This window comes from Microbacterium sp. Beta, assembly GCF_005502545.1.
Taxonomy (GTDB): Bacteria; Actinomycetota; Actinomycetes; order Actinomycetales; family Microbacteriaceae; genus Microbacterium; species Microbacterium oxydans.
Genome location: NZ_SCOG01000003.1, coordinates 129756 through 151017 on the forward strand (window position 1 = coordinate 129756; position 21262 = coordinate 151017).

25 protein-coding genes are annotated in these 21262 nt (G+C 67.8%); 13 read left to right on the forward strand and 12 right to left on the reverse strand.

Going from position 1 to position 21262, the window contains the following annotated elements; all coding sequences use genetic code 11:
• Positions 1-135 precede the first annotated feature (135 nt).
• The 7 genes from sufB to FFS56_RS04815 all read left to right on the forward strand — a co-directional run bounded on the left by sufB (position 136) and on the right by FFS56_RS04815 (position 6810).
• Complete coding sequence (gene sufB, locus FFS56_RS04785) at positions 136-1554, forward strand: Fe-S cluster assembly protein SufB (protein ID WP_021200759.1); 1419 nt, start codon at positions 136-138, stop codon at positions 1552-1554.
• Complete coding sequence (sufD, locus tag FFS56_RS04790) at positions 1555-2760, forward strand: Fe-S cluster assembly protein SufD (RefSeq protein WP_127012128.1); 1206 nt, start codon at positions 1555-1557, stop codon at positions 2758-2760.
• A complete protein-coding gene (locus tag FFS56_RS04795; RefSeq protein ID WP_046749146.1) occupies positions 2757-3083 on the forward strand; it encodes a non-heme iron oxygenase ferredoxin subunit in 327 nt (108 codons plus the stop codon). The genes sufD and FFS56_RS04795 overlap by 4 nt, the downstream gene beginning before the upstream one ends.
• Positions 3084-3086: 3 nt before the next feature.
• The gene (sufC, locus tag FFS56_RS04800) at positions 3087-3857 is read left to right on the forward strand and encodes a Fe-S cluster assembly ATPase SufC (RefSeq protein ID WP_046749145.1); all 771 of its coding nucleotides are present in this window, start codon (positions 3087-3089) and stop codon (positions 3855-3857) included.
• 9 nt (positions 3858-3866) lie between these two features.
• Complete coding sequence (locus FFS56_RS04805; protein ID WP_021200756.1) at positions 3867-4196, forward strand: metal-sulfur cluster assembly factor; 330 nt, start codon at positions 3867-3869, stop codon at positions 4194-4196.
• Positions 4197-4288: 92 nt separating this feature from the next.
• Positions 4289-5443, forward strand: a complete 1155-nt coding sequence (locus tag FFS56_RS04810) for an aminotransferase class I/II-fold pyridoxal phosphate-dependent enzyme (protein ID WP_046749144.1) — start codon at positions 4289-4291, stop codon at positions 5441-5443.
• Entirely contained in the window at positions 5440-6810 is a 1371-nt protein-coding gene (locus FFS56_RS04815; protein WP_127012129.1) for an MFS transporter, read from the forward strand. The genes FFS56_RS04810 and FFS56_RS04815 overlap by 4 nt, the downstream gene beginning before the upstream one ends.
• On the opposite strand, the gene FFS56_RS04820 is transcribed toward FFS56_RS04815, so the two are convergent.
• Positions 6773-7357: a TetR family transcriptional regulator gene (locus tag FFS56_RS04820; RefSeq protein ID WP_046749404.1), complete on the reverse strand. Its 585-nt coding sequence runs from the start codon at positions 7355-7357 to the stop codon at positions 6773-6775. The genes FFS56_RS04815 and FFS56_RS04820 overlap by 38 nt on opposite strands.
• Before the next feature lie 64 nt (positions 7358-7421).
• Between FFS56_RS04820 and FFS56_RS04825 the strand changes: the two genes are divergently transcribed.
• Entirely contained in the window at positions 7422-8120 is a 699-nt protein-coding gene (locus FFS56_RS04825) for an ABC transporter ATP-binding protein (protein WP_233437407.1), read from the forward strand.
• Entirely contained in the window at positions 8117-8710 is a 594-nt protein-coding gene (locus FFS56_RS04830; protein ID WP_127012130.1) for an energy-coupling factor transporter transmembrane component T, read from the forward strand. The genes FFS56_RS04825 and FFS56_RS04830 overlap by 4 nt, the downstream gene beginning before the upstream one ends.
• Position 8711: 1 nt before the next feature.
• On the opposite strand, the gene FFS56_RS04835 is transcribed toward FFS56_RS04830, so the two are convergent.
• From FFS56_RS04835 to FFS56_RS04850, 4 genes are all read right to left on the reverse strand, one after another.
• Positions 8712-10028, reverse strand: a complete 1317-nt coding sequence (locus FFS56_RS04835) for an acyltransferase (RefSeq protein ID WP_127012131.1) — start codon at positions 10026-10028, stop codon at positions 8712-8714.
• 113 nt (positions 10029-10141) lie between these two features.
• A complete protein-coding gene (locus tag FFS56_RS04840) occupies positions 10142-10813 on the reverse strand; it encodes a response regulator transcription factor (RefSeq protein WP_046749141.1) in 672 nt (223 codons plus the stop codon).
• The gene (locus tag FFS56_RS04845; protein ID WP_127012132.1) at positions 10810-12147 is read right to left on the reverse strand and encodes a sensor histidine kinase; all 1338 of its coding nucleotides are present in this window, start codon (positions 12145-12147) and stop codon (positions 10810-10812) included. The genes FFS56_RS04840 and FFS56_RS04845 overlap by 4 nt, the downstream gene beginning before the upstream one ends.
• 5 nt (positions 12148-12152) lie before the next feature.
• Entirely contained in the window at positions 12153-12770 is a 618-nt protein-coding gene (locus tag FFS56_RS04850) for a VTT domain-containing protein (protein ID WP_046749400.1), read from the reverse strand.
• Positions 12771-12933: 163 nt separating this feature from the next.
• Here FFS56_RS04850 and abc-f point away from each other — a divergent pair, with 163 nt between their 5' ends.
• The 3 genes from abc-f to FFS56_RS04865 all read left to right on the forward strand — a co-directional run bounded on the left by abc-f (position 12934) and on the right by FFS56_RS04865 (position 15673).
• Entirely contained in the window at positions 12934-14532 is a 1599-nt protein-coding gene (abc-f, locus tag FFS56_RS04855) for a ribosomal protection-like ABC-F family protein (RefSeq protein WP_017202270.1), read from the forward strand.
• Positions 14533-14621: 89 nt separating this feature from the next.
• On the forward strand, positions 14622-15239 hold the full coding sequence (locus tag FFS56_RS04860; protein WP_127012133.1) for a pyridoxamine 5'-phosphate oxidase family protein: 618 nt from the start codon (positions 14622-14624) through the stop codon (positions 15237-15239).
• Positions 15236-15673 carry a cupin domain-containing protein gene (locus tag FFS56_RS04865; protein WP_127012134.1) on the forward strand — a complete coding sequence of 146 codons (438 nt, stop codon included), beginning with the start codon at positions 15236-15238 and terminating at the stop codon, positions 15671-15673. The genes FFS56_RS04860 and FFS56_RS04865 overlap by 4 nt, the downstream gene beginning before the upstream one ends.
• A 16-nt stretch (positions 15674-15689) precedes the next feature.
• On the opposite strand, the gene FFS56_RS04870 is transcribed toward FFS56_RS04865, so the two are convergent.
• From FFS56_RS04870 to FFS56_RS04885, 4 genes are read right to left on the reverse strand one after another with little or no spacing between them, the layout of a single operon-like run.
• Positions 15690-16502 carry an SURF1 family protein gene (locus FFS56_RS04870; RefSeq protein ID WP_046749138.1) on the reverse strand — a complete coding sequence of 271 codons (813 nt, stop codon included), beginning with the start codon at positions 16500-16502 and terminating at the stop codon, positions 15690-15692.
• A complete protein-coding gene (locus FFS56_RS04875; RefSeq protein WP_046749137.1) occupies positions 16499-16693 on the reverse strand; it encodes a hypothetical protein in 195 nt (64 codons plus the stop codon). The genes FFS56_RS04870 and FFS56_RS04875 overlap by 4 nt, the downstream gene beginning before the upstream one ends.
• On the reverse strand, positions 16690-17037 hold the full coding sequence (locus FFS56_RS04880) for a DUF3099 domain-containing protein (RefSeq protein ID WP_058633205.1): 348 nt from the start codon (positions 17035-17037) through the stop codon (positions 16690-16692). The genes FFS56_RS04875 and FFS56_RS04880 overlap by 4 nt, the downstream gene beginning before the upstream one ends.
• A 55-nt stretch (positions 17038-17092) precedes the next feature.
• On the reverse strand, positions 17093-17668 hold the full coding sequence (locus FFS56_RS04885) for a DUF4190 domain-containing protein (protein WP_233437408.1): 576 nt from the start codon (positions 17666-17668) through the stop codon (positions 17093-17095).
• Positions 17669-17823: 155 nt separating this feature from the next.
• Between FFS56_RS04885 and FFS56_RS04890 the strand changes: the two genes are divergently transcribed.
• Entirely contained in the window at positions 17824-18534 is a 711-nt protein-coding gene (locus FFS56_RS04890; RefSeq protein ID WP_046749399.1) for a beta-ketoacyl-ACP reductase, read from the forward strand.
• 15 nt (positions 18535-18549) lie between these two features.
• On the opposite strand, the gene FFS56_RS04895 is transcribed toward FFS56_RS04890, so the two are convergent.
• From FFS56_RS04895 to FFS56_RS04905, 3 genes are read right to left on the reverse strand one after another with little or no spacing between them, the layout of a single operon-like run.
• Positions 18550-19245, reverse strand: coding sequence for an alpha/beta fold hydrolase (locus FFS56_RS04895; protein WP_127012135.1), 696 nt, complete (start codon positions 19243-19245; stop codon positions 18550-18552).
• Positions 19246-19291: 46 nt separating this feature from the next.
• A complete protein-coding gene (gene serB, locus FFS56_RS04900) occupies positions 19292-19927 on the reverse strand; it encodes a phosphoserine phosphatase SerB (RefSeq protein ID WP_046749133.1) in 636 nt (211 codons plus the stop codon).
• A 48-nt stretch (positions 19928-19975) separates the two neighbouring features.
• Positions 19976-21217, reverse strand: coding sequence for a glucose-1-phosphate adenylyltransferase (locus FFS56_RS04905; protein ID WP_046749132.1), 1242 nt, complete (start codon positions 21215-21217; stop codon positions 19976-19978).
• Between the last annotated feature and the right edge of the window lie 45 nt (positions 21218-21262).

Below are 21262 nucleotides of genomic sequence, written 5' to 3' on the forward strand. Positions count from 1 at the left end.
CATCGTCAATAGTTTAGGCGCGATGGAAGCGCCGGTGATGAGGGCCCACCAACGGCACCCGCTCCCGCAGACTCGACGGGGATCAGGTGTGTCGGGGCGGATGACACCGTTTGGGACCTGTGAGGAGAGTGTTGGATGTCGGATGTGCTGATCGACCGCCCGGAGCTTGACGGTCTGGGGGTGTACGAATTCGGCTGGCACGATGAGGATGCTGCGGGTGCCATCGCGAAACGCGGCATCTCCGAAGACGTCGTCCGGGGGATCTCGAGCCTCAAGAACGAACCCGAATGGATGCTGAAGACCCGACTCAAGGGATACCAACTCTTCGGGCGCAAGCCGATGCCGACGTGGGGCGCAGACCTCAGCGAGATCGACTTCGACAACATCAAGTACTTCGTCCGCTCCACCGAGAAGCAGGCGCAGACGTGGGAAGACCTCCCCGCCGAGATCCGCGAGACCTACGAGCGTCTCGGGATCCCCGAGGCCGAGCGTCAGCGCCTGGTCGCCGGAGTCGCCGCGCAGTACGAGTCCGAGGTCGTGTACCACCAGATCCGCGAGGACCTCGAGGCCCAGGGCGTCATCTTCATGGACACCGACACGGCGCTGCGCGAGCACCCCGAGTTCTTCGAGGAGTACTTCGGCACGGTCATCCCCGCCGGTGACAACAAGTTCGCCGCGCTGAACACCGCTGTCTGGTCGGGCGGATCGTTCGTCTACGTCCCCAAGGGCGTGCACGTCGAGATCCCGCTGCAGGCCTACTTCCGCATCAACACCGAGAACATGGGCCAGTTCGAGCGGACCCTGATCATCGCCGACGAGGACAGCTACGTCCACTACATCGAGGGCTGCACGGCCCCGATCTACAAGTCGGACTCCCTGCACTCGGCCGTCGTCGAGATCATCGTGAAGAAGAACGCCCGTGTGCGCTACACGACGATCCAGAACTGGTCGAACAACGTGTACAACCTCGTCACCAAGCGTGCCGTGGCCTACGAAGGCGCGACCATGGAGTGGGTCGACGGCAACATCGGCTCCAAGGTGACGATGAAGTACCCGTCGATCTACCTGATGGGCGAGCACGCGAAGGGCGAGACCCTGTCCGTCGCCTTCGCCGGACCCGGTCAGCACCAGGACGCTGGCGCGAAGATGATCCACATGGCGCCGTACACGCAGTCGTCGATCGTCTCGAAGTCGATCGCACGCGGAGGCGGCCGTGCCGGTTACCGCGGCGAGGTCCGTGTCGATGCCGCTGCGCACCACTCCGCGAACACCGTGCGCTGCGACGCCCTCCTCGTGGACACGAAGTCGCGCTCCGACACCTACCCGGCCATCGACATCCGCGTCGATGACGTGCAGCTGGGCCACGAGGCCACGGTCTCCAAGGTCAGCGAGGAGCAGCTCTTCTACCTGCAGTCCCGCGGTATGCCCGAGGACGAGGCCATGGCGATGATCGTGCGCGGTTTCATCGAGCCGATCGCCCGAGAACTGCCGATGGAGTACGCCATGGAACTGAACAAGCTCATCGAGATGGGCATGGAAGGATCGGTCGGCTAAATGGCGGCCTCGACGACAGCGCCCAGTGAGGCGCAGCACACGAACGCGCACATCGACCCTGCGGCTCAGGTCGCGGCGGCGGGCTTCGTCCCGGTGCAGACCCGCTCCGAGCGGCCGCACTCGTTCGAACCGTCCGACTTCGGAGCACCGACCGGACGCGAGGTCAACTGGAAGCACACGCCGGTGGCGAAGCTCGCCGGACTCTTCTCCGATGAGCCGGGCGAGGAGAACGCCGTGACCTACGGTCTCGACGCTGTCGAGGCGTTCCTGGAGCCCTCCTCGGATGAGGAAGGGCCCTACGGGGAGTTCTTCCGTCCTGAAGATCTCTCCAGCGCCCTCGCCTGGAAGCATGGCCCGCGTGGACTGCACATCCAGCTCCCGGCTGAGGCAGAGCTCGACGAGCCGGTCGTGGTCCCGATCACGGGCGCGGGCGCCGATAAGCGTGCGTTCGGTCAGATCCTCATCGAGGCGAAGCCGCACTCGCGCGGCACCGTCGTGCTCGACCACTCCGGTTCCGCGCAGTACGCGCAGAACGTCGAGATCGTCGTGCGCGACGGCGCGAGCCTGACAGTCATCAGCCTGCAGCGCTGGGACGATGACGCGGTGCACGCCGCGGCGCACCAGGCCACCGTCGGTGCCGATGCCACGCTGAAGCACTTCGTCATCAGCTTCGGCGGCGGTGTCGTGCGCGTGAACCCGAGCGTCGAGCTCACGGGCGCCGGATCCGAGGGATACCTCTACGGGCTGTCCTATGCCGACGGCGGTCAGCACCTCGAGAGCCAGGTCTACCTGCACCACAAGGGTGCGCACACCAAGGGCGACGTGCTCTACAAGGGCGCGCTGCAGGGCGAGGGCGCACACAGCGTCTGGATCGGCGACGTGCTGATCGGTGCCGACGCCACGGGCACCGACTCCTACGAGGCGAACCGCAACCTGGTGCTGACCGAGGGTGCTCGTGCCGACTCGATCCCGAACCTTGAGATCGAGACCGGCGACATCCTGGGAGCCGGGCACGCGAGTGCGACCGGTCGTTTCGACGACGAGCAGCTCTTCTACCTGCAGGCCCGCGGCATCACCGAGGAGGAGGCCCGTCGTCTGGTCGTGCTCGGATTCCTCACCGATATCGTGCAGCGCCTCGGCATCCCCGCCCTCGAGACCGAGTTGCTGGCGGCCATCGAGGCGGAGCTCGCCGAGGTGAGCGCATGACCGCCGAACGCGTCTGCGGAGTCTCCGACCTCGAACAGGACACACCGCTGCGCGTGGACCCGAGCGGCGTGCCCATCACGGTGATCAAGGACGGCGAAGGAGTGATCCACGCCATCGGCGACACCTGCACGCACGGCGACATCTCGCTGTCCGAGGGCTTCGTGGAGGGCGACACGGTGGAGTGCTGGGCACACGGCTCCGCGTTCTCCCTCCTCACCGGCAAGCCCCAGAATCTCCCCGCGTATGAGCCGGTCCCGGTCTACGTCGTCCAGATCGACGGCGACGACGTGCTCATCGATCCGACTGTGATTAAGGAAGTCTGAAGAATGTCTGTTCTCGAGATCCGCGACCTGCATGTGACGGTCGAGACCGAGGCGGGGACCACCCCGATCCTCAACGGAATCAACCTCACCATGAACACGGGGGAGACCCACGCGATCATGGGCCCCAACGGCTCCGGCAAGTCCACGCTGGCGTACACGATCGCCGGTCACCCGAAGTACACGGTGACGTCCGGTTCGATCACGTTCGACGGTCAGGACGTGCTGGAGATGAGCGTCGACGAGCGGGCCCGTGCCGGCCTGTTCCTCGCGATGCAGTACCCGGTGGAGATCCCCGGCGTGACGGTGACGAACTTCCTCCGCACGGCCAAGACCGCCCTCGACGGCGAAGCGCCGGCGATCCGGGGCTGGACCAAGGACGTCAAGGAGGCCATGTCGAACCTACGCATGGACCCGAAGTTCGCGCAGCGCAACGTCAACGAGGGTTTCTCCGGTGGCGAGAAGAAGCGCCACGAGATCCTCCAGCTCGAGGTGCTGAAGCCGAAGTTCGCCGTGCTCGACGAGACCGACTCCGGCCTCGACGTCGACGCGCTCAAGATCGTCTCCGAGGGCGTCAACCGCGCGAAGGAGTCCACCGGACTCGGCGTGCTGCTGATCACGCACTACACCCGCATCCTCCGCTACATCCGCCCCGACTTCGTCCACGTGGTGGTCGCGGGAAAGATCGTCGAAGAGGGCGGCCCCGAGCTCGCAGACCGGCTGGAGAACGAGGGATACGACCGTTTCCTCGACCCCGCAGCCCCCATCGAGGCGTAGGCTGATCGCATGACAGCGACCCTCACGGACGAGAAGTACGACGCGGTCACCGAGGCTCTCAAAGACGTCATGGACCCCGAGCTCGGGATCAACGTCGTCGATCTCGGCCTCATCTACGACCTCGCCTGGGATGACGAGAACGACGCTCTCGTCATCCACATGACGCTGACCAGCGCCGGCTGCCCGCTCACCGACGTCCTCGAGGATCAGACCGCTCAGGCTCTGGACAGCGTCGTCGATCGCTTCCGGATCAACTGGGTCTGGATGCCCCCGTGGGGTCCGGAGCGGATCACGGACGACGGGCGCGACATGATGCGCGCTCTCGGATTCGCGATCTGACCGCACAGAACGTCAAGCAGGACGAAGCGGGCGCGACTACGCGCCCGCTTCGCTGACTCCGCACCGGTGCGGGGCGAGACTCGGGAGAACGAATGCTTCAGGTGAAAGCCCTGCCCTTGGCCGAGCTTCGCGAGCGGACGAGCGAGAAGTGGCGGGAGTATCCGGCCGACGTGCTTCCCCTGTTCGTCGCCGAGACCGACTTCCCTCTCGCGCCTGCCATCACGGCGGCCCTGCAGCGTGCGGTCGAGATCGGCGACACCGGCTATATGGCGTCGAGGACTCCTCTTGCGCAGGCCTTCTCGGACTTCGCATCCCGCCGTTACGGGTGGGAGCCCGACCCCGCGCGAATCCGCAGCACGGCGGATGTGAGCATGGGGATCGTCGAGATCCTGCGCCGTGTCACGCAGCCGGGGGAGCGCGTGGTCGTGACGCCGCCGGTCTATCCGCCCTTCTACGACCTGGTCGCCGAAGCCGGTGCGGAGGTGGAGCGGGTTCCCCTCCGCGACACCGGGACCCGGTGGGAGCTGGATCTGGACGGGATCCGCGCCGCCTTCGAAGACGGAGCGACGGCCATCCTGCTCTGCAACCCCCACAACCCCACCGGTACGGTGCACGGACGCGACAGCCTCACTGCTCTCGCGGAGCTCGCCGACGAGTTCGGTGTCGCCGTGGTGTCGGACGAGATCCACGCGCCGCTCGCCCAGCCGGGTTCGGGGTTCACACCTTTCCTCGCGGTGAGTGATGTCGCACAGCGGGTGGGGTACGCGCTCGTGAGCGCGAGCAAGGCCTTCAACCTCGCCGGGCTCAAATGCGCCCTCATGGTCACGGCCGACGACGAGACGAGCGCCGTGGTGCGCGGACTCCCGGTCGAGGTCGAATGGCGCACCGGGCAGTTCGGTCTGCTCGCTGCCGTCGCTGCGTTCTCGGAGGAGAGCGACGAGTGGCTCGACGGGTTGCTGCGCACTCTGGACGAGAACCGCCTGCTGCTCGAGGATCTGCTCGCCGCGCACCTCCCCGGAGCGCGGTACCGCATTCCCGATGCCGGCTACCTGGCGTGGATCGACCTCACCGCGTTGGAGTGGGGCGACAACCCGGCCAGAAGGATCCTGAAGGACGCGAAGGTCGCCCTGCACTTCGGGCCCGCCTTCGGCGCGGAGGGCGCAGGCCACGTGCGGTTGAACTTCGGCACCAGTCCGGAGATCCTCACCGAGGCCATCGAGCGCATCGCGTCGCTCGTCGGCCGATGACCGCCCCGTCCGAGGCCGCGACGATCTGGGATCGTCACCGCATCTGGGTGACCGTCGGCGCGGTCGCACTGATCTTCCTCGCCGCGATCGAGGCTCTCGCCGTCACGACCGTCATGCCCATCGTGAGCGCGGCCCTGAATGGAGAGGCGCTCTACGCCGTCGCCTTCGCGGGGACGCTGGCCACGAGCGTGATCGGCATGGTCGCGACCGGAGCGTGGTCGGACGCCCGGGGTCCCCGCGGCGCGCTGTACGTCGCCGTGTCGCTCTTCATCGTCGGTCTGCTGATCTCCGGCTTCGCCGTCACGATGCACCAGTTCCTGATCGGGCGACTGGTGCAGGGGCTGGGCACGGGTGGACAGACGGTCGCGCTCTATGTCGTGGTGGCGCGGCTGTACCCGCCTCACCTGCACGGGCGCATCTTCGCCGCCTTCGCCGCGGCTTGGGTCGTTCCGTCGATGGTCGGTCCGTTCCTCGCGGGAGCCGTCGCCGAGTATCTCGACTGGCGCTGGGCCTTCCTCGGCGTGGCCGTGCTCACCGCTTCGGCTTTCCTCATGATCGCGGTGCGGCTCCGTGGGGTCGACCTGGGGCAGGGGGAGCCGCAGGATCGGAGGGCGCTCGTCGTCCGGCTGCTGCTCGCAGTGGTGGTGGCGGTACTCGCGGTCGTCATCGGCTTCTCGGCCGAGATGGAGCCGTCGATCGGGTGGCCCGTCGCGATCGGAGCCGTGCTGGCGATCGGGTTCGCGGTGCTGCCGCTGTTGCCACGAGGCACGCTTCGAGCCGGAGCCGGGTTGCCCAGCGTCGTGCTGATGCGCGGCATCGTCGCCGGTGCGTTCTTCGCCACGGAGGCCTACATCCCGTATCTGCTCATGAGGAAGTTCGACTTCAGTGCGACCTGGGCGGGCATCGCCCTGATGCTGGCGGCACTGGCGTGGGCAGGCGCCTCAGCCCTGCAGGGGCGGTTCGGTGAGCGTCTGGGCAACCGCCGCATCACGGCGATCAGCCTGGGCTCGCTGCTGATCGCGATGCTGTGCGTCCTCTTCGCTGCGGTGTTCGATGTCTCGCCCGCTCTGGTGGTCGTCGGCTGGGCATTCGCCGGCGGCGGGATGGGCCTGCTCTACCCGCGCCTGACCGTGTTGACGCTCGCGTACTCGAACGAGACCAATCAGGGGTTCAACTCGTCCGCGTTGTCGATCTCGGACGCCTCAGGATCGGCTGTCGCGATCGCGCTGGCGGGTCTCGGTGTGGCGACGCTCGGCGGCGGGGCCGGGGCGTTCAGCGCCGTCTTCGCGTTCTGCATCGCCCTCGTGGCGCTGGCTGTGGTGCCCGGTCTCAGGCTCGGGCACGCGGCCGAGTCTCCGGCGACCTGAGCGCTCCCGCGAGGGCAGCGACCCCGAGGTCGAAGACGCGGTCGAGTCCGGCGGTGACATCCGCATCCTCCGCGGCCGGGAGCGCGCCGTGGCTGTCGGCGTGCATGCGCTGCTGCACGAGTGTGGCGTGGCCCAGCACGAAGTGGAGGATGGCGATTCCTCGATCCTCGGCATCCGAGGCTCCCTGTGCACGCAGGGTGTCGACCAGAGCCTTCTGCGCAGTGGAGGAACCGAGCTGGAGTGCGTAGGTGCTGAGGACCAGCTCGGCACCGTCACGATAGGCGAAGAGGGCATCGCGGATGCCGCGCGCTGTGACGATGATGTCCGTTCCACCGTGCGGTATCGACGCGGTGATCCGGTCGGCGAGCTCGGCGAGCAGCTCCTGCTTGTTCGCGAAGTGCCAGTAGAGGGCGCTCGGCTGCAGGTCGAGGCCCGCGGCGATACGTCGCATGGAGAGGTCGGCGAGTCCGACCTCATCGAGCAGGGCGAGTGCGCTCCGTGCCACGCTGTCGCGGTCGTGTCGGGCCGGATTGGGCTCTGGGCTCATGCTCCGATTATAGTGAACGACGTTCAGGTGAACAGTGTTCAGGTGCGACGCGGAGGAAGCAGCGGTGGAGAGTTCCTCATCGATCGGACCCGCTCCGATCACCCTCGACCGGGTGTCGGTCGAGATCGACGGGCGCATGGTGCTGCACGACGTCAGCGTCGGGTTGACCGCACGGACGACGGCGGTGATCGGAGCCAACGGCTCAGGAAAGTCGACCTTCGCGCGCCTCCTCAACGGCCTCGTCGCGCCGCGAGACGGAACCGTCTCGGTGCACGGACTCGACACCGTCCGAGACCGCGCCGCCCTGCGCAAGCTCGTCGGTTTCGTCTTCACCAACCCCGATGCGCAGATCCTGATGCCGACTCCGGCCGAAGACCTCGCGCTCTCGCTCCGAGGGCGTCCGAAGTCCGAGGTGTCCGAACTCGTGAGGGAGACGCTCGAGACGCACGGTCTGGCGGAGCACGCGGACGTTCCGGCGGCCGTCCTGTCCGGCGGGCAGAAGCAGCTGCTCGCCCTGGCTTCCGTGCTGATCGCCGATCCACATGTGATCGTCACAGACGAGCCGACGACCCTGCTCGATCTGCGCAATTCCCGTCGCATCGCCGATCTGCTGCTCGGGGTCCAGGCTCAGATCGTCATCGTGACACACGACCTCGAACTGGCCTCTCGCTGCGACAGCGCGTTGCTCTTCGACGAGGGACGCATCGTGACCTCCGGCGTGCCCTCGCGTGTGATCGCTGCGTATCGGGAGGCGTGCGCGTGATCGCGCTGTATCACCCGGGGACGGGGATCGTGCATCGGGCGCCGGCCGCGCTCAAGCTGGGGATGCTGGCGATCGGAGCCCTCGTCCTGTCGCTGTTTCCGCACGATCCGGTGAGCATCGCGGTCGTGCTCTTCGTGGTGGTGGGGCTCTACCGCGTGAGTGGACTCCCGTTCCGCGTGCTCGCCGCCGAGGCGTGGCGCCTGCGCTGGATCGTGCTCGTGCTCGCAGCTGCGCTCCTGATCTTCGTGTCGCCCGAGGCGGCATGGATCAGCACAGGACGTGTGGTCGCGGTGCTGCTCCTCGCCGGTCTGCTCACTCTGACCACGAGGATGTCGGCGCTGCTCGATGTCCTGCAGCAGCTGCTGCGACCGTTGCGTCGGCTCGGAGTCGATCCCGACGCGGTGGCCCTGACGATCTCCCTGACCCTCACGACCGTCCCGGTGATCGCGGGGTTCGCCGTGCGCGTGCGGGAGGCGGAGCAGGCTCGTGGTGCACGGCTGGGTGTCCGCACGGTGGTGCCGTTGCTCGTGCTCGCTCTGAAGCATGCGGATGATGTCGGAGATGCACTGGCGGCCAGGGGTCTCGGCTGACTCACACGAGGGCCGGCGCGACGGGGACCGGCGATGGTCGCGGCCCTGCCGACCGCGGAGCCGGGAGCGAAGCCAGCCGCAGAGAACCAGCGATCAGCGCGAGTGCGATCAGGGCGGTTGCGACGGACGTACCGAGGACCAGCAGCAGGATGATCCCGACCAGGGCGCTGAGAGCGCTGGCGACGATGCGACCGGGCGAAGACGCGGCGGCGGGTGCGGCCTGCGATTCGAACCGCGTGAACGCGATGGCGACGACGGCCGTGAGAGCGAGCGCGGTCGCGAGCCACAGCGGGCGTCCCGACCACCACGCCGCGCTGTCCAGGGCCGGAAGCGCGGCGCCGGTCAAGAGTGCGAACGCGGCCGTCGAGCCCGCCATGAGCAGCAGCACGGGCATGTGCCAGAGGTAGATCGTCATGGTCCGCACCGTCACGAAGGCGGTGAACGCGGCCACGTGCGGCTCTCGGCTGAATCGCTCGAGACGCTCGCGGTGCAGGGAGAGCAGGCTCGTGTGCGCGACCCCCACGAGGAGGAGGGCAGCCGTCGGCGGATTGATGTTCGCGATGAGGTCGGCGGAGTAGACGCCGACGGCGAAGGTCATGATGAGCGCGAGGACGGCCGCGAGGCCCGCAACGATGCGGATCCGTCGGCTGAGGCGCTCGATGCGTCCATCGGCGAGGAAGAAGCCGAGCTGTTGGAGGGCCATCCACACGAAGGCGAGGTTCAGGAAGCCCAGGCCCTCGACGCCGGAGACTCCGCGGAGGACGTCGATCGCGATCGCAGCAGCGGCAAGGGCGCCGATCGTCCACAGCGGCGCACGCCGGTGAGCGGCGGCGAAGAGGGGGAGAAGCGCCTGGCAGAGGAGGAAGACCCCGAGGAACCAGAGCGGCTGGCCATAACGGAACCCGGCCGTCGCGACGAGGTCGGCGGGAACGCCGAAGATCGTGAGCAGAGCGAGCGCGAGCCCGACGACCGCGATCGTCACGATCGCGGGGCGCAACAGTCGGTGAACGCGGCCGGCGACGAATCCGACCGCCGTTCCGCCGCGCTGCCGCATGCGCTCATGCGCGAGGAATCCGGAGAATCCACCGATCACGAAGAACAGCGGCATCACCTGCAGGAGCCAGCTCAGCGGAGCGATCCACGCGGTGCCGTCGCTGGCGTTCTCGAAGATCGGACCGGAATCGCCGACCGTGACGCCCACCATGATCGCGTGCAGCAACACGACCCCGAGCACGCAGAGAGCCCGCAGGAAGTCGATGCCCGTATCGCGGGATGTGCGCGGCCCGGCGGCGACGGGCGGTGTCTGGACGATGGCCATGAGTCCTCCTCGGAAGCGATGTTCCAGGAGACTATGGACGTGGTGCGGGCGGAGACATCACCCTCGGGTCCCGTCGTACCCCCTACGACGGGATGAGTCGCGGCGATGCGTCGTCAGGACGAAGGCTCGACGAGCCCGGTGTCGTACGCCAGGATCACGGCGTGCACGCGGTCACGGAGGTTCAGCTTGGCGAGCACCTTGCCCACATGTGTCTTGACGGTCTGCTCGGCGATGAACAGCTCGGCGGCGATCTCGGTGTTGGAGCGGCCTCGACCGATGAGCACGAGGACTTCCCGTTCGCGGTCGGTGAGGTCGGCGAGCGCCGTCGCTGCGCGTGGAGTCCGGGGTCGGCGTCCGGCGAACTGCTCGATCATGCGTCGTGTCACGCTGGGAGCGAGGAGAGCATCACCGCCGGCGACGACGCGCACGGCGTGCACGAGCTCCTCCGGCAGCGCATCCTTCAGGAGGAAACCGCTGGCACCGGCCTCGAGCGCGTCGTACACGTAGTCATCGATGTCGAACGTCGTGAGCATGATGATCCGGGGGACATGCGCCGCGGGGTACGAAGGCCCGAGGATGCGACGAGTGGCTTCGATGCCGTCCAGTTCCGGCATCCGCACGTCCATGAGGATCACGTCGGGGTCGAGGCGCGCCGCGAGCGTGACCGCCTCCGCACCGTCGGCCGCTTGGCCGGCCACCCTGATGCCATCGTGGGCGTCGAGGAGCGCCCCGAAGCCGGCACGGACCATGGCCTGGTCATCGGCGATGAGCACGTTGATCGTCACGAGCGTTCCTTGTTGTGAGGGGCGGTGTTGTGAGGGGCGGTGTCGCGAAGGGCGGTGTCGCGAGGGGTGGCACCGAGAGGAGCGGCAGATGAAGGGAGGTCGGCCGGTGAGGGATCATTCGGACTGACCGGGAGGACGGCCTCGACCTCCCAGCCCCCGTCGGTCGAGGGGCCGGCGGAGAGGCTCCCACCGAGGAGTTCCGCGCGTTCCCGCATGCCGCGCAGACCGTATCCGCCCACGTGACCGTCCGGAAGGCGGGGCGGGGCGGTGTTGTGCACCACGATCCGGATCGATCGGGACTCGGCGCGCACGCGCACGGCTATCTGTGCCCCAGGGGCGTGACGGACGGCGTTGCTCAGAGCCTCTTGGACGATGCGGAAGGCGGCGATCTGGACGGCGGGCGTCGCCGCCGTAGCAGCGTCCCCACCCTCCAGGACGAGTCCGACCTCGACGCCGGCGCGGCGGATGCTGTCGACCAGGGAGGGGATGTCGTCGATGCCCTGCTGCGGAGCGAGCTCGGCACTCTGATCCTCGGTGCGCAGCACGCCGAGCATGCGCCGCATCTCGGCGAGCGAACTCCGTGCGGTCGCTGCGATGTCCTCGAACTCCGCGACGGCCACGTCATCCAGGTCGGGGATGCGGTACTTCGCGGTCGAGGCCTGCACCTGGATCACCGACATGCTGTGTGCCACGACGTCGTGCAGCTCGCGAGCGATCCTCGTGCGCTCTTCCACGAGTGCGCGTCTGGCCTCCTCGAGCGCGCTGTGCTCCCTCTCCCGTGAAAGCTCGGCCGCCACCCTGACGCGTCCGGCGATCAGCGAAGCGATCAGGAACATGGCCGAGGCGAGGGAGGTCGTCACTATGAGGTCGGCCGTGGCGCTGGCGGACGATTCCGGCACGGCCACCATGTCGGGGCGGAGCATCGGCGAGACGAGCGAGGCGATGGCCCCGAGGATGAGAGCGAACGCGCCGAGCCGTGCACCGTGGAGGAATGTGACGACTCCGACGAACAGGATGAATGCCAGCAGCGCAGGGACCGACCAGGGCCATGGGGACGCGATCGCGAGCTCGGGAACGACGGTGAGTGGGAGAGCGAGCGCCCCGGCCGTGAAGAGGCCGACGGCCCAGCGAGGATGAGAGATCGCCAGCAGCGGGGAGATGCACAGAGCCGCTCCGAGGATGAACGACAACGGGACGGGCGTGCCGTACAGGACGCTCTGCAGCGAGACGAGCACCGTGAACAGCGCCACCACTGCCGCGCACAGCGCCACGAAGGCGGCGGTGCGACGGCTGATGCGTGTTCGGCGAGGTGAACGCTCGCGGCGGCGTGCCATGGCTCTCATCCTGCCAGTTGCGGCGCCGCGGCACGGCGGCGGCGAGCGGCGGCGATCCGATCGATCACCAGACCGATGAGCAGCGCGATGACGATGCCGAGCCCCGCGCTGAGCAGAGGCTGGTCCTTGATCCAGGCGCCCGCGAGCAGACCGATGACGAGGCTGAACACGCTCCAACTGACTCCAGCGATCAGGCTCAACGGGAGGAACCGTCGCCACGGGAAATCGAGAGCCCCGGCCGACATGTTGACCGCCACCCTTCCGACGGGGATGTATCTGGCACCGAGGATCAGCGTGGCGCTGCGGCGATCGATTGCGTGTTGGGCATGCGCGAACGCTGCGGCGACGCGCGGTCGGCGCATCCACGCGAAGCGGGTGGTGCCCAGCCCTCGTCCGATCAGGAACGCGACGTTGTCACCGATCGCCGCCCCGATGGCAGCCACTGCCCCGAGAAGAAGGAGATTTCCCTCTCCCGTCGAGGCGGCCACGGCGGCTGCGGCCACGAGCACGGTCTCGCTGGGCACCGGGGGGAAGAAGCCGTCGACGATGGTGACGGCGAACAGCACCAGGTACAGCCAGGGTGAGGCGATCGCCTGCATGATCAGGTCGTTGAGGATGTCCACTCCGGCACGGTATTCGGGGAGTGGGAAGGGCGGCATCCCACCGGAGTATCGGCGTGCTCACTCTCCAGGTTGATCTTGCTGACCGCGACTCTCGGCGACGCGGCTTATACTGGGAGGCTGGCCGATCGGCCGAACCCCCTCCCCGAAAGAACGGACGTCCGCTGTGCTTGCCGTGCACGACCTCGAGATCCGCGTTGGCGCGCGCCTGCTGATGGAGAACGTCTCGTTCCGCGTCGCCGACGGAGACAAGATCGGACTCGTCGGCCGCAACGGGGCCGGGAAGACCACGCTCACCAAGGTGCTCGCCGGCGATGTGCTGCCGTCCGGCGGAAGCGTGACCCGCTCCGGCGAACTGGGCTACCTTCCGCAGGACCCGCGTTCGGGCAACCCCGAAGACCTCGCGCGCACGCGCATCCTCGACGCCCGTGGGCTCGGTCAGCTCAACCTCGGGATGACGGAGGCGGCCCTCGCGATGGGGTCGGACGACCCCGCAGTGGCCGACAAGGCCATGAAGCGCTACGCCCGCCTCACCGAGCAATTCGAGGCCCAGGGCGGCTATGCGGCGGAGGCGGAGGCGGCGTCGATCGCCAACAACCTCTCGCTCCCCGACCGCATCCTCGACCAGCCGCTGTCGACCCTCTCCGGTGGACAGCGTCGCCGCATCGAGCTCGCGCGCATCCTCTTCTCCGACGCGCAGACGATGATCCTCGACGAGCCGACCAACCACCTCGATGCCGACAGCGTGGTGTGGCTGCGCGAGTTCCTCAAGGGCTACAAGGGCGGGCTGATCGTGATCAGCCACGATGTCGAGCTCGTCGGTGAGACGGTCAACCGCGTGTTCTACCTCGACGCGAACCGTCAGGTCATCGACACGTACAACATGAACTGGAAGAACTACCTGCGTCAGCGGGTGGCCGATGAGGAGCGCCGCAAGAAGGAGCGCGCGAACGCCGAGAAGAAGGCCACGACCCTGCAGCTGCAGGCGGCCCGCTTCGGTGCGAAGGCCTCGAAGGCCGCTGCGGCGCATCAGATGATCGCGCGTGCGGAGAAGCTGCTGGCGGGGCTCGACGAGGTGCGTCAGGAAGACCGGGTCGCGAAGCTGCGCTTCCCGAAGCCGGCGCCCTGCGGCAAGACCCCGATGATGGCGTCCGGCCTCTCGAAGTCGTACGGGTCGCTCGAGATCTTCACCGATGTCGACCTGGCGATCGATCGCGGCTCCAAGGTCGTCGTCCTCGGGCTCAACGGTGCGGGCAAGACCACGTTGCTGAGGATGCTCGCCGGCGTCGATCAGCCCGACACCGGGCAGCTCGAGCCGGGACACGGCCTCAAAGTCGGCTACTACGCCCAGGAGCACGAGAACCTCGACGTGAACCGCTCGGTGCTCGAGAACATGGTCTCGGCCGCTCCGCACATCACCGAGACCGAGGCGCGCAAGGTGCTCGGGTCGTTCCTGTTCACAGGCGATGACGTGCTCAAGCCTGCAGGAGTCCTGTCGGGTGGGGAGAAGACGCGTCTGTCGCTCGCGACGCTCGTCGTGTCGTCGGCGAACCTGCTGCTGCTCGATGAGCCGACCAACAACCTCGATCCGGCCTCTCGTGAAGAGATCCTCGGTGCGCTCGCACACTACGAAGGTGCGGTCGTGCTCGTGTCCCACGATCCGGGGGCGGTGCAGTCGCTCAACCCCGAGCGTGTGCTGATCCTGCCCGACGGCGTCGAGGACATCTGGAGCCAGGAGTACCAGGACCTCATCGAGCTCGCCTGACGTCGGAGTCGCCTCCCGACCGAAGCGGGTGCTGCCCAAGCGCGCGCTCCGATTCTCAGGCGGCTGAGGTACGTGGCATAGTCGAGAACATGCCGACGGACTCCCGATCGCCCGACACCGGGAGCTGGCTGCGTGCACAAGCGGCGCTCACCGGCGTCGCGCCAGCACTCGATGTCACAGAACTTCCCGTCGACCCGGTTCCGCTCTTCCTGGACTGGATCCGACATGCGGCTTCCGTCGGAGTCGCCGAACCCCATGCGGCGACCCTGGCGACGGTCGACGGAGACGGCATACCGGATGCTCGGACGCTGATCCTCAAGAACGTCGATGAGCGAGGGTGGGCCTTCGCCGGTGCGCGTTCGTCTCGCAAAGGGTCGCAGCTCGCGAGCACCCCTGCCGGAGCGCTGAACTTCTGGTGGCAGCCGCTGGTGCGAGCCGTCCGTGTACGTGGACGGGTTCAGGAGGCCGGCGAGGCCGAGAGCGCAGCCGATCTCGCGGCGCGGTCTGCAGCGGCCGGGGCGGGCATCGCGCCGGGGGACTGGGCCCTGTGGAGGCTCGTGCCGACCCGCGTCGAGTTCTGGCAAGGGGCGGCCGACCGTGATCACACGCGGATCGTGTATCGGCGAACGGATGCGGCGTGGGATCTCACGGTGACAGGGGCCGCGGCCATGACAGGGACAACGGCCGGACAGGAAGAGCACGCATGAGCGGCTATCAGGTGGTGGAGATCGGAGCGCTCGAGGAATGGCGAGCGCATCACGGCGGCTTCGACGCCGCGCGTTCGCGGGACGGGCGTCGTGTCGTGGATCACGAACTGACGATGCAGTACATCGGGATGACCGCGAATGCCCTGCAGCCGGCGGAGGAAGCCGGCTACTGGCACGTACACCGGAAGATCGAAGAGGTGTACGTGTTCCTTCACGGGCGAGGGCAGATGGGTCTCGACGACGATGTGGTGGAAGTCGGGCCGGGGACCGTGGTCCGTGTGGGGCAAGGGGTCGCCCGCACGTGGCGGGCTCGTCCGGACAGTCCCGGTGAACTGCGGTGGCTCTGTCTTCGCGCGGGTGGGGAGGCGCTTCCACACCTTCCCGACGACAGCTCGCGGCTGCCGGAGCGTCCCATGCCGTGGTCCGTGGAGTGACTGCGGCGGACCGCGCTCAACGCACGTCGAGCAGCTCGTCCTCCACGTCGGCGTCATGGTCCTTGCGGCGGCTGACCTTGACCGGAGACGGCACGCCTTCGACCTCTTCGCGGTGTTTCACGATCTCCGTCCGGATGATGTAGCCGATGAAGATGAAGCCCATCAGCGCGAACAGGATCCACTGGATCGCGTAAGACAGGTGCGGGCCGGGGTCGTCGGTGGGGGAGTCGAATCCCCCGAGGGTGCCTTCGCCCGCGGGGCTTTCGCTGATGACGCGGCCGTAGGCGCCGGTGATCACATCGCCGTCGACGAGCTTCGCGATGGCCGGAAGATTGATGGTCGGCACCTGACCTTCGGGGGCGCCACGGCCTGAAGCAGGAAGCTGCTCGCCCGGGCGCAGACGCACGGTGACTTCGGCTTCGCCCTCGGGCGGTGCCGGCACGGAATCCGGAGCGTCGCCGTCGCCCGGAGGTACCCAGCCCCGATCGACGATGAAAACGCGGCCGTCGGCGTCGCGGAACGGCACCAGCACCTCGAAGGCGCTGGTTCCTCCGTGCGGGCGGTTTCTCACCAGCAGCTGTTCGTCGGCCAGATACTCGCCCTGCAGGGTCACCGGGCGCCACTCATCGGAGGGGTCGAGCGCGCCGTCCTCCCCGACGAGGTCTGCCAGGGGGACAGGCTCGGCGTCGTAGTTCTGCTCGACGAGCTCGATCTGGGCGGCTCTCGTCTCGTTCCGCTCGAACTGCCAGTTCGACAGGAAGACGCATGCGATCGCGAATCCGATGGCGATCAGCACGTAGACGCCCCACCGGAGCAGTCGCTGACTCATGCGGGAGCCCCGTCACGAACGGTCACCGGGAAGTCCCGCGCCGCGAGGTAGTCGCGGAGGTAGTCCACGTGCTCGTCGCAGGCGAGCCAGATCTTCTCCCGGTCGGCGGCGTGGATGCGGGGGTTGCGCCATACGACCTGTCTGGTCGCCGCGCTCCGGCAGCCGGCGCGCGAGCATTCGAGCTCTGTCATCGGTCCTTCGGGCCTTCGTGGATCGTGAACACCTGCGGGCCGGTCGTCTCATTCGCGATCGGAGCGGGCCCGGGAGCCTCCAGCTCCTGTCGCGGCGACTCGGCTGTCATCTCGGTGCTGTCGCTGCCCGCGTTGGCGAACACCACGGCGATGTACGGGAGCACGGCCGCGCTGATCCCGAAGACCCAGGTGTACCATCCGTACGGCTGCACCAGCACCATCAGGGCGAAGCAGGCTATGCGGATGGACATCGTGAGCACGTAACGACGCACACGGTGGTCACCCTCATCCTGCGGAGACTGCGGCAGGGAGGTGACGGCCGGGATTTGACGCGCGTTCTTCACGATGCCTCAAGCCTACGCCGGTGCGGGCCTCCCGGCGTGCCGCTTCTGCCGCGGATCAGCGCGAGAAGATGAACGGCAGGCTGAAGGCTCCGACGAACAGGAAGCTGATGATGATGCTGATGAGCGTGAAGGCGCCGATGGCGATCATCGCATAGCCGAGGATCAGGCCCGCGATGGCCATTCCTCGTCCTCCGACGCTCGGATCGTTCTTGGTCTGCTTGAGCGCCATGTGCCCGGTGATGACCGCGGCGATGGAGGCGAGGATCGGGAGGATCGCCCAGATGAGGATGACACCGGCGATGCCGCACACCAGGGAGGTGACGGCGAGTCCGCTCGTGGGACGCGGTGGAGCAACCGGGTAGGTCGGTGCCCCATAGGCTCCGTAAGGGGTCGCGGTCCCGTGATTCGGCTGCACCGGCCATGCCTGCGGGGCCGGGGCAGCATACGCAGCAGCGGAACCGGGGTACGCCTGGCCGGGCTGAGGGGGCTGGACGGTCTGCGGGAGCTGGGGTGGGTACGGCGCGGTCGGATACGCAGGCAGAGCGGGGGCGGCCTGCGGGGCGCTCGGCGGGGCCGGTGGTACCGGCGCGAACGGCGCGTCGCCTGCCGGGGGAGGAGGATTGTCGCTCACGATGTTGCCCTTTCGTCTCGATCAGGGTTCCAGCAGCGCCCGCCTGTGTCAACGCCGCGATGAGGGTGCGCGCGGCGTCGTCGCTCGGAGCATCGTCGGTAGGATCGATGACGGTCCGAGACCTCGGACCGCGGGTCCAGAGCAGGAGTGTCCTCATGAGCGCTGAGCGCGTCGTCCTCGTCACCGGCGGAAACCGCGGTATCGGCCGTGCCATCGCGGAGCGCTTCGTGCGGGACGGATACCGTGTCGCGGTCACCGCGCGCAGCGGCGAAGGACCAGAGGGAACCCTCACCGTGCGGGCGGATGTCACGGATGCCACCGCGCTCGACGCCGCGTTCACGGAGGTGGAGCAGCAGCTCGGCCCGGTGGAGATCGTCGTCGCGAACGCCGGGATCACCAAGGACACCCTCCTCATGCGCATGAGCGAAGACGACTTCGACAGCGTGGTGGCGACGAACCTCGGCGGCACGTTCCGCGTGGTGAAGCGCGCCTCGAAGGGCATGCTGCGCGCACGATTCGGTCGTATCATCCTGATCTCGAGCGTCGTCGGTCTGTACGGTTCCGCCGGCCAGGCGAACTACTCGGCGTCGAAGAGCGCGCTCGTCGGCTTCGCCCGCTCGATCACGCGTGAACTCGGTGCGCGCGGTATCACCGCCAACGTCGTCGCTCCGGGGTTCATCGAGACCGACATGACCGCGGAGCTCCCCGAGGAGACGCAGAAGCAGTACAAGGCGAGCATCCCCGCCGCGCGGTTCGCGACCCCCGACGAGGTGGCGGGCGTGGTGACATGGCTCGCCGGTGACGATGCCGGTTACATCTCGGGCGCGGTCATCCCGGTCGACGGTGGACTCGGGATGGGCCACTGATCCGGACCGGGGTGTTCACCTCGCGACCGAGGCGGTGAGCAGTTCTCCGAGCCGTTCCGGCATGGAGAACTGCGGCCAGTGCCCGGAGCCGATGCGAACGACCTCGGCATCGTCGATCGCACGGAACTCGTCGGCATACTCGGCCCACTGGGCGATCATCTTCTCGAACGCGGACTGATCCACGCCACCCATGAGCAGGGTCGCCGGCACGCGATACCGCGCCGGGTCACGCAGGATGATGCCGTCGGTCGGCACCCTCGCGGGCACGCTCCGGGTGAGCGGTGTCGTGCGCACACGGGTCGCCTCGTCGAGATCGTGCACGTCCTCCTCGGGGAAGAAGTCCCACCCCGGGAAGGGGACCACGCCGTCGACGAGCTCGAACTCGCTGATGCCGCTTCCCGTCGGCGGGGGTGCCGTGTCGACGAAGATGACGCGGCCGACGCGCTCGGGGCGCGCATCGACGACACCCCATGCGACGTTTCCTCCGCCGCTGTGACCGACGACGACGACGTCACCGGGAAGCGCATCGACCGCCGCGACCGCGGCATCGATCCAGTCCGAGATGCCGACCTCGGACGACGCCGACGCCGGTTCGCCGAGGCCGGGCATGGTGAGGGGATGAGCGCGGTGCCCCGCCGCTTCCAGAGAGGGGATGACGTCTTCCCAACTGGACGCATCGAGCCAGAGCCCGGGGATGAGGATGATGTCCATGCGTCGACGCTAGCGGCGGCGTCGGACAACCTCCAGAGGGATCCGTCTACGGAAGCAGAGCGATGACTTCGGAGAGGTCCTGCGGGCCGATCACGAGCGCGGCGGTCTGCCGTACGGTGGGCTTCGCATTGAAGGCGATGCCGAGCCCCGCCACCGCCATCATGGGCAGGTCGTTGGCGCCGTCCCCGATGGCGATCGTGGCGCGCGGACCTACGCCGAGTTCTGCAGCCCACTCCTGAAGGGACGCCGCCTTCGCGGCTCCGTCGACGATGTCGCCCTCGACAAGGCCGGAGAGGACGCCGTCCACGACATCCAGGCGGTTCGCTCGCCAGCGATCGACGCCGAGTTCCGGCGCCACTGCGTCGAGGATTTCGTGGAAGCCGCCGGAGACGACCCCGACGACACCGCCGCGATCGTGGACTGCTGCCGTGAGCTCGCGGACTCCGGGGGTGGGCTCTATCCGCGCGCGGACGCGCTCGAACGCCGATACGGGCACTCCCTGCAGTGCCGCGACCCGGGAGCGCAGGCTCGTCGCGAAGTCCACTTCGCCGCGCATCGCCGCCTCGGTCGCCGCCTGAACCTCGGCGCGACGGCCTGCTTCGTCGGCGAGGAGTTCGATCACCTCGTTGCGGATGAGGGTGGAATCAGCATCGAGGACGACGAGGAATCGCGCAGCGGTCACCCGTCGAGCCTAGCGACCGCCCGGACCGCCTGAGCGCCGCATGACGCGTCAGCGTTCGATGAAGACGCCCTTGCCCACGACGGTGATGCCGGACTCGGTGACGGTGAAGCCACGGGCCAGGTCGCGCTCACGGTCGACCCCGACCGTCGCGCCATCGGCCAGGACGACGTTCTTGTCGAGGATGGCGCGGTGGATGCGCGCACCCTGCCCGACCTGCACGTGATCGAACACGACCGAGTCCGTGATGGTCGATCCGCCCCCCGCCAGAGTCCATGGACCGACCACGCTGCGTTCCAGGTGCGTGCCCGACAGCACCGATCCGAGGGAGACGATCGAGTCGATCGCGTTGCCGATGCGACCGACGGAGTCCCTGACGAACTTCGCCGGCGGAGAGTTCACCGCCTGCGAGTGGATCGGCCATTCCATGTTGTACAGGTTGAAGATCGGTAGCGTCGAGATGAGGTCCCTGTGCGCATCGAAGAAGGAGTCGATGGTTCCCACGTCTCGCCAGTACGAGCGGTCGCGCGGCGAGGACCCCGGAACCTCGTTCTGCTTCATGTCGTAGTAACCCGCTTCGCCGCGCTCGACGAAGTACGGGACGATGTCGCCGCCCATGTCGTGACCTGACACGGGCGACTCCCCGTCGGCTTCGACGGCGGCGATCAGTGCATCAGCGTCGAAGATGTAGTTGCCCATCGAGGCGAGCACCTCGTTCGGCGAATCCTCGAGCCCTGCGATGTCGGTCGGCTTCTCCAGGAACTGCTTGATCCGGCCCGACTCCGCGTCGGCATCGATCACGCCGAACTGCGACGCGAGCGCGAGCGGCTGGCGGATCCCCGCGACCGTGGCCTTGGCGCCCGACTCGATGTGCGCCTCGAGCATCTGCCGGAAGTCCATCCGGTAGACGTGATCCGCACCGATCACGACGACGATGTCGGGCTTCTCGTCGTTGATGAGGTTCATGCTCTGCAGGATCGCGTCGGCGGAGCCGGAGAACCATCGCTTGCCGAGGCGCTGCTGAGCGGGCACCGAGGCGACGTACGAGTCGAGGAGAGCCGACATGCGCCAGGTCTGGGAGATGTGCCGGTCGAGGCTGTGCGACTTGTACTGCGTCAGCACGACGATCTGTCGGAGGCCCGAGTTGATGAGGTTGGAGATGGCGAAGTCGATGAGCCGGTACTGTCCGCCGAACGGCACTGCGGGTTTCGCTCTATCGCCCGTGAGGGGCATGAGGCGCTTGCCCTCGCCGCCGGCGAGGATGATCCCGAAGACCTTCTTTGGAGCGGACATGGCTCCACCATAGATGCCATCCTCCTCGCTGTACTAGCGTTCAGA

Bases quoted from the DNA above. Each gene is read 5' to 3' on its own strand.
- sufB (WP_021200759.1), top strand. From the start codon at position 136: ATGTCGGATGTGCTGATCGACCGCCCGGAGCTTGACGGTCTGGGGGTG.
- sufD (WP_127012128.1), top strand. From the start codon at position 1,555: ATGGCGGCCTCGACGACAGCGCCCAGTGAGGCGCAGCACACGAACGCG.
- FFS56_RS04795 (WP_046749146.1), top strand. From the start codon at position 2,757: ATGACCGCCGAACGCGTCTGCGGAGTCTCCGACCTCGAACAGGACACA.
- sufC (WP_046749145.1), top strand. From the start codon at position 3,087: ATGTCTGTTCTCGAGATCCGCGACCTGCATGTGACGGTCGAGACCGAG.
- FFS56_RS04805 (WP_021200756.1), top strand. From the start codon at position 3,867: ATGACAGCGACCCTCACGGACGAGAAGTACGACGCGGTCACCGAGGCT.
- FFS56_RS04810 (WP_046749144.1), top strand. From the start codon at position 4,289: ATGCTTCAGGTGAAAGCCCTGCCCTTGGCCGAGCTTCGCGAGCGGACG.
- FFS56_RS04815 (WP_127012129.1), top strand. From the start codon at position 5,440: ATGACCGCCCCGTCCGAGGCCGCGACGATCTGGGATCGTCACCGCATC.
- FFS56_RS04820 (WP_046749404.1), bottom strand. From the start codon at position 7,357: ATGAGCCCAGAGCCCAATCCGGCCCGACACGACCGCGACAGCGTGGCA.
- FFS56_RS04835 (WP_127012131.1), bottom strand. From the start codon at position 10,028: ATGGCCATCGTCCAGACACCGCCCGTCGCCGCCGGGCCGCGCACATCC.
- FFS56_RS04845 (WP_127012132.1), bottom strand. From the start codon at position 12,147: ATGGCACGCCGCCGCGAGCGTTCACCTCGCCGAACACGCATCAGCCGT.
- FFS56_RS04860 (WP_127012133.1), top strand. From the start codon at position 14,622: ATGCCGACGGACTCCCGATCGCCCGACACCGGGAGCTGGCTGCGTGCA.
- FFS56_RS04865 (WP_127012134.1), top strand. From the start codon at position 15,236: ATGAGCGGCTATCAGGTGGTGGAGATCGGAGCGCTCGAGGAATGGCGA.
- FFS56_RS04870 (WP_046749138.1), bottom strand. From the start codon at position 16,502: ATGAGTCAGCGACTGCTCCGGTGGGGCGTCTACGTGCTGATCGCCATC.
- FFS56_RS04875 (WP_046749137.1), bottom strand. From the start codon at position 16,693: ATGACAGAGCTCGAATGCTCGCGCGCCGGCTGCCGGAGCGCGGCGACC.
- FFS56_RS04890 (WP_046749399.1), top strand. From the start codon at position 17,824: ATGAGCGCTGAGCGCGTCGTCCTCGTCACCGGCGGAAACCGCGGTATC.
- FFS56_RS04895 (WP_127012135.1), bottom strand. From the start codon at position 19,245: ATGGACATCATCCTCATCCCCGGGCTCTGGCTCGATGCGTCCAGTTGG.
- FFS56_RS04905 (WP_046749132.1), bottom strand. From the start codon at position 21,217: ATGTCCGCTCCAAAGAAGGTCTTCGGGATCATCCTCGCCGGCGGCGAG.